Source organism: Priestia sp. 3CA3 (assembly GCF_056836725.1).
Genome location: NZ_JBXENJ010000003.1, coordinates 293,986 through 306,243, shown reverse-complemented (window position 1 = coordinate 306,243; position 12,258 = coordinate 293,986). Strand labels below are relative to the sequence as shown.

General features: G+C 37.2%; 11 protein-coding genes and 1 riboswitch. Of the genes, 6 read left to right on the top strand and 5 right to left on the bottom strand.

Annotated features, from left to right (window positions below):
• Nucleotides 1-10 precede the first annotated feature (10 nt).
• Both AC1VNJ_RS10905 and AC1VNJ_RS10900 read right to left on the bottom strand, forming a co-directional pair.
• Nucleotides 11-949: a response regulator gene (locus AC1VNJ_RS10905; protein ID WP_033578100.1), complete on the bottom strand. Its 939-nt coding sequence runs from the start codon at nt 947-949 to the stop codon at nt 11-13.
• Between the two features lie 4 nt (nt 950-953).
• The gene (locus tag AC1VNJ_RS10900) at nt 954-2,204 is read right to left on the bottom strand and encodes an ATP-binding protein (protein WP_033578101.1); all 1,251 of its coding nucleotides are present in this window, start codon (nt 2,202-2,204) and stop codon (nt 954-956) included.
• Between the two features lie 266 nt (nt 2,205-2,470).
• Between AC1VNJ_RS10900 and AC1VNJ_RS10895 the strand changes: the two genes are divergently transcribed.
• Nucleotides 2,471-3,460, top strand: a complete 990-nt coding sequence (locus AC1VNJ_RS10895) for a glutaminase (RefSeq protein ID WP_482640796.1) — start codon at nt 2,471-2,473, stop codon at nt 3,458-3,460.
• 103 nt (nt 3,461-3,563) lie between these two features.
• Entirely contained in the window at nt 3,564-4,994 is a 1,431-nt protein-coding gene (locus AC1VNJ_RS10890; protein ID WP_482640795.1) for an alanine/glycine:cation symporter family protein, read from the top strand.
• Nucleotides 4,995-5,024: 30 nt separating this feature from the next.
• Here the strand turns inward: AC1VNJ_RS10890 and AC1VNJ_RS10885 are convergent, their stop codons facing one another.
• From AC1VNJ_RS10885 to AC1VNJ_RS10875, 3 genes are all read right to left on the bottom strand, one after another.
• The gene (locus tag AC1VNJ_RS10885) at nt 5,025-6,524 is read right to left on the bottom strand and encodes a sodium:solute symporter family protein (protein ID WP_033578103.1); all 1,500 of its coding nucleotides are present in this window, start codon (nt 6,522-6,524) and stop codon (nt 5,025-5,027) included.
• Nucleotides 6,524-6,727: a DUF3311 domain-containing protein gene (locus AC1VNJ_RS10880; protein ID WP_033578104.1), complete on the bottom strand. Its 204-nt coding sequence runs from the start codon at nt 6,725-6,727 to the stop codon at nt 6,524-6,526. Before AC1VNJ_RS10880 ends, AC1VNJ_RS10885 begins: the two co-directional genes overlap by 1 nt.
• 356 nt (nt 6,728-7,083) lie before the next feature.
• On the bottom strand, nt 7,084-7,683 hold the full coding sequence (locus tag AC1VNJ_RS10875; RefSeq protein ID WP_080754378.1) for a cupin domain-containing protein: 600 nt from the start codon (nt 7,681-7,683) through the stop codon (nt 7,084-7,086).
• Between the two features lie 386 nt (nt 7,684-8,069).
• Nucleotides 8,070-8,148, top strand: a riboswitch (ZMP/ZTP riboswitch).
• Between the two features lie 56 nt (nt 8,149-8,204).
• Between AC1VNJ_RS10875 and AC1VNJ_RS10870 the strand changes: the two genes are divergently transcribed.
• The 4 genes from AC1VNJ_RS10870 to AC1VNJ_RS10855 all read left to right on the top strand — a co-directional run bounded on the left by AC1VNJ_RS10870 (nt 8,205) and on the right by AC1VNJ_RS10855 (nt 11,994).
• On the top strand, nt 8,205-9,800 hold the full coding sequence (locus AC1VNJ_RS10870; RefSeq protein WP_482640794.1) for an APC family permease: 1,596 nt from the start codon (nt 8,205-8,207) through the stop codon (nt 9,798-9,800).
• Between the two features lie 179 nt (nt 9,801-9,979).
• Nucleotides 9,980-11,026, top strand: coding sequence for a DUF5105 domain-containing protein (locus AC1VNJ_RS10865; RefSeq protein WP_249886955.1), 1,047 nt, complete (start codon nt 9,980-9,982; stop codon nt 11,024-11,026).
• Between the two features lie 129 nt (nt 11,027-11,155).
• Nucleotides 11,156-11,293: a hypothetical protein gene (locus tag AC1VNJ_RS10860; RefSeq protein WP_167387308.1), complete on the top strand. Its 138-nt coding sequence runs from the start codon at nt 11,156-11,158 to the stop codon at nt 11,291-11,293.
• A gap of 191 nt (nt 11,294-11,484) precedes the next feature.
• Entirely contained in the window at nt 11,485-11,994 is a 510-nt protein-coding gene (locus AC1VNJ_RS10855; protein ID WP_013055518.1) for an acyl-CoA thioesterase, read from the top strand.
• Nucleotides 11,995-12,258 lie beyond the last annotated feature (264 nt).

Below are 12,258 nucleotides of genomic sequence, written 5' to 3'. Positions count from 1 at the left end.
GTCTTTTCTGTCAATACCAGCTTTTTTCTTGGCTTAACAAACGCTTGGCTTCAAGAAAAAATATTTGAATAAACTTTTTGGTGTTAATGCGAATCGGCAAAATTTTAGAATCTCCCTGCAGTTCTTTCATTTTTTTACGAACGGCTGTAAAGTCAAAAAACTTAGAAGCATAATTTTCAAACTTTGGATTTGAAAAATCTGTTAATCCAATAGAAGCAAAGTGATTCAGTGAGTGAGTAACTGCTCGTCTTATTCGCTGTTCACAAGCCTTGGTTTCACGATTAATTTCAATAGAAGACGCGTGAGCTCCCAATTTTTTCTCAGCGACATTCACAAAAATAGTTTTTAGAGAAGGGAAATGTTTTTCCACACTTTCTCTTTGGTCATAAGTGTACAGAAACTGTAAAATATCCAGTAAATCTTTTGCACCATTTTCTCCTACAATACCTAATTCGGCTAATAAGAATTTCCCTACATCGTATAGATGGGCTTGTTTCGTTATCGGCTGGCTTGAAGGGGGAGCGTGATGGGCTGTCGCTAAACTATTCAAGGAGGTTTTAATATCATCGATTGATTTCTCAAGAGAGATTCGTTCAATTACTTTTCGAATAACCGTTAAAATTTCAATTCGATTAATTGGTTTTGTAATATAGTATTCAATTCCTAATGAATAGGCTTCTCCTATTAATTCTTTGGACTCTACCTGTGAAATCATAATCATTTTTCCTTTAAATGAATCTTTTAAATGACGGATCGTTTCGATTCCATCTCGTCCTGGCATAAGTAAATCAATAAATAAAATATCAATTTGCTTTAAATTTAACGTAGAGGCATCTAAAAAGCTGCCGTCTACGACTTCTTCTACAACTTCTCCTAAATCCTCATCTTCAATCAGCTGACTGAGCGTTGAACGAATGGCTGAATCATCATCTGTAATACAAAATCGCATAAACTCATCCTTTCTGAATTAGACTACAAAGAGGTATTTGAATGATAAAAATCATCCCTTTATCTCCTTGTTTAGCTTCAATCGTACCTCCAAGTTCTTGAACAATATCTCTTACGTAAGAAAGGCCAATTCCAGTAGAGGGATTTCCAAATTGATCGTATTTTGAGGTGAAACCAGGTTCAAAAATAGCTTTTTCGTACTTCAAAGGCACGCCAGGACCATCATCTTGTACATGAAATTCTACAAATTCAGCTTGTCTATGTACGGATAAAACAATCATTCCCTCATCTTTAATCGCCTCCACTGCGTTTGCTACCAAGTTATTAATGATCGATAAAATTGTGTAAACGTGGTAGCTGAAATGTTCCCCGGTGACAGAGGAAAAAAAGCTAATTTGTTTGTGAAGAGAATCGGCATATTTTTTGTTGATGCGTACGATCAGCTCGATTAATTCCTCTGCTTTCATATAATTTTGGAAACTTTCATTTGAAATTGTTTTAGATAAGCCCGCAAAAATACGCTGGTTGTCTTTTTTTACTTCGTGAATATCTCCGGCAATCCGAAGCGCTTTTTTACTGAGCGATTGGTTAAGCACAGAATGATCTTTTTCCTGCTGATGTAATACACGGTATAAATCGTACGAGGCTTTTGTAATCACTTCTGTATTATGAAGGGTCTTTTTTAAATGAACGGTTTCTTCATAAAGGCTTGTAATAAGCATTAGCATGTGCTCATTTTGTTTGCGAATTTGACGTTCTCGTGACTGTGATTCATAAATTGTCATCATATTAAAAAAGCTAAGTACAATGAAGCTGTGAGCAAAAGCAATAACGGCCATGTCGGATAATGAATCGATATGAATGGTTGTGTGCAAAACGATATACTGCGCAGTTAGTTCGACTATATCAGCAGCTATTTCAATGATGAGTCCAATTAATCCAATCACAATAGCACTATAGTTCATGCGGCTTACTTTAAAAATAAAAAATAAAAGTGCATACGTAAAGTAAAAGAAAAACGTAGGGTAATGCGTATGTGCAGAAGCCGCAAATTGAAAATGATCGAGCGTGATATAATCGAGCATGATGCGAAAGAGAACGACGCTTAAAGCGGTTAACAAGCCGCCAGATAAAACGGTTTTCCGTTTTAAAAGCAATAGGAAAAAGAAAAATGTTGGAGCTCCAAATGTAATTCGAAATGTTTCATTTAACGGATAAAATTTTAGCTCTCCCGCCAGCGGAACAGTAATGAGCATGAGCAATAAAATGTACGGATCTTTTCGAATGAAAGATTTAAAATTCAGATAATTACACCTCCTGAAGTGATTCGTGAATTAGTATACATTGTGACAGCGTCCAGCACAATGGAGAAGAGTACCAAAGATAAAAATATAATTCCAAAAAGTTTTGTAGGTTTTTGTATGCTCTCGTAGGTTGCATTGTACATTAAAAACGAAAATGAAATCCCGCTTTATGAAAGCGCTTTAAAATAAAAAGTTAATGAAGTGATGAGGTGATTTTAATGAAAAGAGAAATTGAACAGGAAATGTCTTACTTACAGGTCACTGCAAAAGAGCAGTTACACGAGTGGGTAGAGCAAATAAAAGAATTTTCGTCAGAAGGAAAAACGGCTGATTATATCCCCGCTCTGAAAGATATGGACTCGTCTCAATTAGGTATTTGTTTGATTGGTGCTGACGGAATGGTTATCCAGTCTGGGGATTATGAAGCGGTATTTACTCTTCAAAGTATTTCTAAAGTCATTAGCTTTATAGCAGCTTGCTTATGCTGCGGCATTCCCTACGTACTAGAGAGAGTAGATGTAGAGCCAACTGGAGATGCATTTAATTCTATTATAAGACTGGAAATGCATAAACCAGGAAAGCCGTTCAATCCTATGATTAATGCCGGTGCTTTAACGGTTTCATCTCTTTTATCTGGAGAGACGGCAAAAGAAAAACTAAGCTATTTGTTTGATGTAATAACAATGCTTACTGGGAAAACACCACTCATTAATGAAACCGTCTTTGAATCAGAATGGCAAACGTCTCATCGAAATCGTGCGCTTGCCTACTATTTAAAAGAAACAAACTACTTACAAGGAGAAGTAGAAGAAGTTCTAGAGGTTTACTTAAAGCAGTGCTCAATTGAAGTAACGACTGAAGATATTGCGCTGATCGGATTAATTCTATCATTAGACGGATATCATCCAGTGTTTCACAAACAAGTAATTCCAAAAGAAGTAGCTAAATTAACAAAAGCGCTTATGCTTACATGCGGTATGTATAATGCCTCAGGAAAGTTTGCGGCATTTGTTGGTATGCCAGCTAAAAGCGGTGTATCAGGAGGAATCATGTCATTGGTGCCACCTAATACGAAAAAGCAGTCTCCATTTCCAGACGGATGCGGTATCGGAATTTACAGTCCAGCTATTGATGAGTACGGGAATAGCGTAAAAGGCGTTACGCTGCTAAAAAAAATCGCAAAAGAATGGGATTTGAGTATTTTTTAGTCTATTTACGTACTATTCATTCGCTTCAATAATATAAACACCAAGAGAAAAAACTTTCATGTTTTGCATTTGTTCTACCAAATTTTTTAATGAGGTGATAGGCGTGCAACAAGCAATCGAAAGTGTAATTAGTGTCATCAATGATTTTTTTTGGTCGAATTTATTAATTATTTTACTTGTATCAATCGGTATTTATTTTACGATCCGCTCTCGTTTTTTGCAGTTTCGCATGTTGAAAGAAATGGTACTTGTTTTGAAAGAAGGACGAGCGGCTAAAGATGGGGGAGTCTCCCCGTTTCAAGCTTTCTGCATAAGCATGGCAGCTCGAGTAGGAACAGGAAATATTACCGGTATAGCGATTGCTATTGCTCTTGGTGGCCCGGGTGCTGTATTTTGGATGTGGATTATTGCCATTATCGGTTCAGTATCAAGTTTTGTAGAAAGTACACTCGCTCAAATCTATAAGGTAAAAGGGTCAAACGGATTTCGAGGAGGACCCGCTTACTATATGGAAAAAGGGTTAAATAAAAGATGGATGGGCGGGCTATTTGCTGTACTCATTACACTGTCATTTGGCCTGGTGTTTAACGCTGTGCAATCTAATACGATTACGCTGGCATTTGAGAACTCTTTCGGAACGAGCCGCTTATTGATTGGGATTATTATGACAGTTATATTTGCGATAATTATTTTTGGCGGGATCAAACGCATCGCTAAGATATCGGAATACATCGTTGTCGTATTAGCCGTTTTATACATTGGAATGGCTCTGTTCATCATCTTTAAAAATATTGATCAAATGCCTGCCGTTCTATCTCTAATTGTGAAAAATGCATTTGGATTTGAACAGGCGCTTGGGGGATCAATTGGTGCAACGTTAATCACCGGAGTAAAGCGCGGACTGTTTTCCAATGAAGCAGGGATGGGAAGTGCTCCCAACGCGGCGGCAACTGCAGTGACGAGTCACCCAGTTAAACAAGGTCTTATCCAAGCATTTGGTGTCTTGACGGACACACTTGTGATTTGTACAAGCACAGCATTTATCGTTCTCTTATCCCCCGCCTATAAGCAGGGACTAAGCGGCATTGAATTAACGCAAGCTTCTCTTAGTACACATATCGGTTCTTGGGCATCAGGATTTTTAGCTATCATGGTATTTCTATTTGCTTTTAGTACGTTAATTGGCAATTATTATTATGGAGAAACGAATATTGAATTTTTAAATTCAAATAAGATGTGGCTTTGGTCTTATCGTGTAGGTGTTTTAGCGATGGTTATTTTTGGATCGGTCGCTCAGCTTCAGCTTGTATGGAATTTGGCAGACTTATTTATGGGGATGATGGTAGTGGTGAACTTAATTGCTATTTTTCTATTATCGAAAGTGGCGTTTTCTGCCTTGCATGACTATACTCAGCAGAAAAAGGCAGGAAAAAATCCAGTCTTTTATAAAGATGCGTTAGAAAACAATCAAAATATTGAATGTTGGGAAAGAGAATCGACTTCCTCCCCTTCTGAAAAAGAGAATATTATCTAAAAAAAGTTCAGCCAGTTGGCTGAACTTTTTTTATGCGTTTTTCTTTAATTCAGTTTGCGTAGTGCCTTGAGAAAATAATGTTTCTTTCACGCCATTTGTTGCTGCTTTGGTTTTTGCAGCAAAGATTGGATTTAAAATAAAAACTACGAGTAGGTTAGATAATAATCCCCAGAACCCTTCATAAAGGCCAAATGAATTTCCTGTGGCATGAACGGTAAACGTTACAACCAGCCCTACTACTAATCCAGCAATCGTACTTTCTTTCGATTGATTTCTCCAAAACAGGCTGATAACAATAGCCGGGAAGATTTGTACCATGCCGGATACCCCTAGTAACTGTAGGGAAACAAGTGCTTGTGGGAATAATAAACCGAATAAAAGTGCCAGTCCAATAACAACAAAAACCATAGAACGAGTAACCATTGTTAATGTTTTACCCTGTACATTTGGATTAATTAAATCTCTAAATATATTATTTGCAAATAAGTTAGACGCTCCGATCGCCATGATAGAACATGGAATTAATGAAGCAAGAGCAATCGTTGCATAAGCTAACCCTTGGCCAATGCCACCATATGAATATTGAATCAAGGTTAATAATGCTAATCTAGGATCCGTTGTATCTTGAGGTAATACTTGATAAGCAATAAACCCTAAGAAGATCACTAGAATTAAAACAATATTGTAAAGAGGTAAGAAGACAGCATTTTTACGAAGCGAATCTGCACTTTTAGCAGTGAAAACACCTGTAGCAGCGTGGGCCCACATGAATAAAGCTAAAGCAGATACGAGTGATGCTGTAATAAACCATGGAATGCCCTTAGGTCCTTGTGTTGGGATCGTTAATAGCTGAGGTGCATCCTTTGCAACATTGTCAATCATGTTGCCCCAACTTCCAAAATGCATAATTGGCAGAGAAACAACCATAAATAACATAATCGCCCATACTAAAATATCTTTAATAATTGCCGTATAAGTGGGACCTTTAATTCCGCTGAAAAAAGTATAAAGAGCCACAAGAAAGAATGAAAGAATAACGACAGCTTTTACATTAATGTAGCCAGTTCCTGCAACGCGAAGAGTATCTTGAATACCGCTAAGCTGAAGATCGATATATGGAATAAGCATCAATACACCTACTATGGCAATTAAAGAGGAGAGAAATTTACTGCTAAAACGTTCTCTAGCATAATCAGCAAGTGTAGTAAGTTTGTGCTTTTTAGCAACAGTCCAAAGTTTTGGAAGAAAAAAGTATGAAATTAAAAAGGCTAAAACAGAGTAAGGAATGGCAAAAAATGCGATGCTTCCTCCTTGATAAGCTGTACTTGTAAGACCTAGGAATGTATAAGCAGTATATAAATCTGCTCCTACTAAAAGCCAGACGAGCAGGCTTCCAAAACGTCTTCCCCCTACAGCCCACTCTTCAACGGAGCTTCTAGATGATTTGTCACGTCCTGCTATAAAGCCAATGGCGATAACGACAAGAACAATTGCTGATGTGATTAAAAGTGCGGTTAAATTTCCTTGCATTATTCAATGTCCCCCCAAGATTTTTGTAAACGATAAATGATAAATGTACACACAGGCGTTAAGAAGACCCATAAAAATAACCATAAATGCAAAATAGGTAACCCAAAAATAATTGGATGAATGTTATTTACAAAAGGTAAAAAAGCGAATTGAGCAATAAACGGAATGATGAATAAAATAAATATTATGAATTTTCTGTTCATTTTTTACTCCTCCTCTAAAATTTATCTAACAATGTTCACTATGATAGCAAGTCTGACATAGTAAAGCAATAAGTTTTTTGAAAATTTCGTTATAAATTACGAAAATTTTTTTAGAAAAACAAAAAAAGGGTATGAGAAGAAGATATTTGAAATGATTAGGGAAGAAAAAAGCAGGGGAGAACCTAAGCGCAGTTGCCTTTGAAACAAAAAAAGAACGGAAAAGAAGAAAGGTAGTTTTCTCGATGAGATAAAGTATATTGCTATTGCATTAAAGAAAAAGAATTTGTATGTTCAAATATAGATTTATGGAAGCTATAAAAACGAGCAAATAAAAAAACTAGACAATAAGTGCTTGTCTAGTTCCACCACTCTGTCAATGGTCCTTTGTCGCCATAAACAGGATCTGTTGTAGGAATAGGTACTTGTGCAATTTCATCAAATACGTGAGGGCGATCCGTTTGTTTTCCTGTTCGTAAGTTGTAATCCATGCCCTCTGGATAAGCTCCAACCACTTTAAAATCAGCAGTTGACTGCAGACGCATATGTCCTGTACCTGCAGGGAGTACGAGTACATCCCCAGCATGCACCACGATATTTTCTCCCATATGTCCACCTAGTTTTAAGCGTGCAGATCCGCTAATTACACCTAGTGCTTCATGAGAATTGCTGTGGTAATGGTGAAAATCATATATGCCGCCTACCCAGCTGTTTTTCCAGTTGTGAGAATTAAAAATGCTCTCTACTTTCTCTTTCTTACTAATAAATACGTGTTCATACAACAAAACTGGAAGACGAGGGTGATTTGGAATGGTTCCGTCGTCATCAAAATAAAGAACTTTTACATTTGCATAATTCATAAGCATCCCTCTAACAATCTTTTTTCGTAATTTTCCCTGTTTTTTGCTTGCGTAAACAGAGAAGTTTGCTCGAAGTACTTCATTCGTTGCGAAGTGCATGATATGTAGGTGTTAACGTTTTCCCAAAAGAAGTCTCCCACTTCAAGCGTAGCTAAGTGGTGGGCAGTTTACTTTAGTATCTTTTCTTCATATTGTATATAAGTAAAGGGGCTAGTGCAAGAATTCTATGGATATATAGATGTTAATTCGTATTTTGTAAATGAATAATATATATTAATATAATTTTTAGAAGATGATATGCTCGTGAAGTAAAAGAATCAAATAATAAGCAAGGTTAGAGTTTTAGTTGTTTTTTGTAATTAGGAAGAGATTTTAAGAAGATTTATTCGGAATTTTACGAATAATTCATTACTTTTGTAAAAGTAATGTAAACATTTTTGTGTATTGAGTAATAGTAATGAATGTTATATACTGATAAAAAATATATTCCTATATGTGACTGGCGCAACATGGATGACCATGGGGGAGCATATAGCGTATAAGCCGCGCGCCTGGGCAAACACTTGAGAAAATTTCGCAAGTGTTTTTTTTATTTTCCTAGGGAAGAGGAGTAGATTTGGATGAGCAATATGCAAAGGAAGATGGGAACATTTGCTTTAACCATGACAGGCATAGGTTCGATTATCGGTTCAGGATGGCTGTTTGGAGCATGGAAAGCAGCTCAAATTGCAGGACCCGCGGCTATTTTTTCATGGGTTATTGGAATGGTAGTTATTTTGACCATTGCCCTATCGTACGCTGAACTGGGCGCGATGTTTCCGCAAGCAGGGGGGATGGTTAAATATCCTCAGTATTCACACGGATCATTTATTGGATTTTTGGCTGCTTGGGCTAACTGGATTTCAATCGCTTCAACGATAACAGTGGAGGCTATTGCATCTGTGCAATATATGAGTACTTGGCCGTGGAAATGGGCTCGCTGGACTCATGAATTAGTAGACAATGGCATTTTAACGTCCAAGGGGTTGGCAGTTGCGTCTCTGTTATTATTCATTTACTTTTTTGTGAACTATTGGACGGTAAATCTCTTTGCTAAAGCAAACTCATTTATTACGATTGTTAAATTAATTATTCCTGGTTTAACGGCAGGGGCTTTATTTTTTGCTGGTTTTCATAGCGGGAACTTTTCAAGTGAGCATGGGGTAGCACCTTACGGATGGGCGAGTGTTTTAACGGCAGTGGCAACATCAGGTATCGTGTTTGCATTTAATGGGTTTCAAAGTCCTGTAAATATGGCAGGAGAAGCAAAGTCACCTAATAAATCGATTCCGGTAGCTGTAATTGGTTCAATTTTTATTGCTGGAATTGTATACATTATATTACAAATTGTTTTTATCGGAGCAGTAAGTCCGTCATCAATTGCGGATGGATGGAATCATTTGAATTTTAATTCTCCTTTTGCTGATTTAGCGATTGCGCTTGGAATTAACTGGCTAACAATTGTGTTATACGCAGATGCATTTGTTTCTCCTTCCGGCACAGGTGCTACATATACGGCAACGACTTCTAGAATGTTATACGGGATGCAGCAAAATGGATATTTGCCAAAGATATTTGGTACTCTTCATCCACTTTACAATGTCCCGCGCCCAGCTATGTGGCTAAATTTAGCAGCCTGCTTTTTGTTTCTCTTTTTATTTAGAGGATGGGGTGTCTTAGCAGAAGTGATCTCAGTAGCGACGCTTATCTCCTATATTATGGGCCCTGTAGCGCTTATAACATTAAGAAAAACGGCTTCACACTTTTACCGTCCATTTTATTTAAAAGGGGCATCAGTTATTGCGCCATGCGGCTTCGTTTTTGCTTCTTTGACGCTTTACTGGGCAAGGTGGCCACTTACAGGTGAAGTGATTTTTATTATGGCAATTGGCCTGCCAGTTTATTTTTATTACCAAGCGAAAAATAAATGGGTGGGCTTTAAAAAAGAATTTTTAACCGGGGCTTGGATGCTTATCTATTTAGCGTGCATGATTTTTATTTCCTACATAGGAAGCGAAAAATTCGGAGGCAAAAATATTTTACCTTTCGGATGGGATATGCTAGTGATTGCTTGCGTATCATTAGCCTTTTATTACTGGGGAATTAAAAGTAGCAAATCTAACCGATATATGAAAGAAGCTGAACAAATCAATCAAGAAAATTTTAAATCTAAATAAAAAACACGAGCCGGTGCTCGTGTTTTTATTTAGATGAATGGAGAATTTAGACTTAGTTTTTATCAAAATATTGTAAAAAACATAGATTTTAAGGTTTAAGGATTTACACAGAGGGAACCTTTATTTGGGATAAAGTTCTAAAAAAACAAAATAAAGGGGATTGGACAGCTGTGAAAAAAATGAATGTTTTGGCTTTGGTTTTTGTACTTATGCTAGTATTAGCGGCTTGTAACAGTTCTAAGGAAACGGGAGGATCCACTTCAGCTAAAAATAAGGCGATTGAAGCATCTATTGACAGCGCTTCTTATATTTTAGTAGATAGTGATGAAGGAGCTACAAGTGAAGAAAAGGAGCTGTTGAAAGTTGATTTAAAAGTGAAAAATGTATCCAAAAACAGTATATCTTTATCGGATTACGACGGTGTGTATTTATATGAAGGAGATGAACAATTATCTCCAAAAACGGGAGTGAACAGTAGGGAACTTGGACTAGAAAGCAGTTCATCTGACAAGATTGGCGCTGGGAAGCAAAAAAAATTAATGTTCGTCTTTGAAGTCAAAAAAGATAAAAAGTACAAAATTGGGCTTCAGCCAAAATCATCTGATTATGATGAAGAAATTGACGAAGTAACATTAACACTGGATACGAAGAAATACGCGAAAAGCTATAATAAGCTGCAAGACCCAGAAAAAGCTCTGCAAGCTTACACGGAAGTTCTTTACTTAAACAAAGAAAATGTAGATTATGATAAATACGTAACAGCGGACAAAACAGCTGTCATAGAAGAACAGAAAAAAGCGTTTAATGAGGAATTAAAAGGTGCGTTTTCTAATAGTTTAACCGATAAAGCAAAAAAAGATTTTTTTAACATGTATAAAGATGTTTTGAAAGAAAAAGCAAGCGTAAAGACAAATGTGATTGCCAATGCAAATAATAAAGCTGTAGTAGAAGTGGAGTACACTACTGTTAATTTATCAGACTTATATTCATACGTATCGCAGCTTAAGAGAGCATATACAGATGAAACAAAAGATTACGATACAAAACACTCTGAAGAGTTTGCGGCTTCTAAATTCAAAGATATTGTAAATGAATTAGAAACGAAAGAAGGAAGTCGTCCGCTACGAATTTTTATGGTGAAAGAAGATGGGAAATGGACTGTGAAGTCAAGTGACCTATACAGTGACTCTTTAGGTAAAACGTTTGGATCGAGCTACATTCGATAGACAAAAAGGAGGCTAGGACAAAAATAGTTGAGCCCAAGTAAAAAACGAACCATTCATCAATCTGTTTGATGAGTGGTTCGTTTTTTGCGATGGTGCATATCGTTTTATTTGTTTCGTTCCTTCTAGCAGTTGATTGGAGGGCAAGGCGAAGACTCCTGCGGGAAAAGCGGAACAGGTGAGACCCCGCAGGAGCGAAAGCGACGAGGAGGCTCAGCGCCCGCCCGCGGAAAGCGAAGCCTTGCACGGAAATCAATTGCGGTGTCATAAGCAGTCCAGCTCATGTATCTCATTTGTTCGTCTTTCAATTGGATTTATTTCGTTATGTCTCAACCTCTTTTTTGTTTTCTGTAAATAAATCAACGAGTTTTTTGTAAAGCTAAATTTATCGAAATATGCTAGTATAGGTTCATTCATTCTTTTATTCTTATTATGATAGGCATCAATGGAGGTTCTTACTAATGAAAGCAAATTATTGTAAAGATACAAAGGCCGTTCGAACGAGCCGCATTTTCCCTAATGATATTAATAATCACAATACGTTATTTGGCGGAAAATTAATGAGTGATATTGATATGATTGCGTCCATTTCAGCTTATCGTCACAGTCGTACAGAGTGTGTGACGGCTTCAGCAGACTCTATTCACTTTCTGCACCCTATTACGCCTCAGGATTCTGTATGTTTGGAGTCATACGTATCATGGACAGGTCGTTCATCCATGGAAGTGTTTGTGAAAGTGATTAAAGAAAATTTAAAAACCGGGGAGCGTCAAATTGCAGCTACATCATTTTTAACTTTTGTGGCAATGGATGATGATGGAAAGCCCCGCGCAGTACCGGAGCTTATTCCAGAAACAGAAGAAGAAAAATATCTGTTTCAAACGGGGGCAGATCGTGCTGCCACACGTAAACAAGTGCGTAAAAAAAGCAATGAACTAGCCTCAGTGTTGGATTTAGGACAACCTTGGTAGCATAAAAGAGAGGCTGAAAAGTATTTTAGCTCAAGTGAAAAACGAACCACTGATCAACACGTTTGATTAGTGGTTCGTTTTTTTTGTTATGGTGAACGTAGGTTTCAGCTGTTTCGTTCTTTCTAGCAGTTGATTGAAAGGAGAGGTGAAGTCTTCCAATCAACTGCGGTGTCACAAGCGGTTCAGCTTATGTATCCCATTTGTTCGTCTTAGGATTGGATTCATTTCGTTATGCCTCATCCTCTTTTTTATATTTGATGAATC

Coding starts and splice junctions, on each gene's coding strand:
- AC1VNJ_RS10885 (WP_033578103.1), bottom strand. CDS start 6,524: ATGCAAGGAAATTTAACCGCACTTTTAATCACATCAGCAATTGTTCTT.
- AC1VNJ_RS10875 (WP_080754378.1), bottom strand. CDS start 7,683: ATGCACTTCGCAACGAATGAAGTACTTCGAGCAAACTTCTCTGTTTAC.
- AC1VNJ_RS10880 (WP_033578104.1), bottom strand. CDS start 6,727: ATGAACAGAAAATTCATAATATTTATTTTATTCATCATTCCGTTTATT.
- AC1VNJ_RS10895 (WP_482640796.1), top strand. CDS start 2,471: ATGAAAAGAGAAATTGAACAGGAAATGTCTTACTTACAGGTCACTGCA.
- AC1VNJ_RS10865 (WP_249886955.1), top strand. CDS start 9,980: ATGAATGTTTTGGCTTTGGTTTTTGTACTTATGCTAGTATTAGCGGCT.
- AC1VNJ_RS10855 (WP_013055518.1), top strand. CDS start 11,485: ATGAAAGCAAATTATTGTAAAGATACAAAGGCCGTTCGAACGAGCCGC.
- AC1VNJ_RS10870 (WP_482640794.1), top strand. CDS start 8,205: ATGAGCAATATGCAAAGGAAGATGGGAACATTTGCTTTAACCATGACA.
- AC1VNJ_RS10905 (WP_033578100.1), bottom strand. CDS start 949: ATGCGATTTTGTATTACAGATGATGATTCAGCCATTCGTTCAACGCTC.
- AC1VNJ_RS10900 (WP_033578101.1), bottom strand. CDS start 2,204: ATGCTCATTACTGTTCCGCTGGCGGGAGAGCTAAAATTTTATCCGTTA.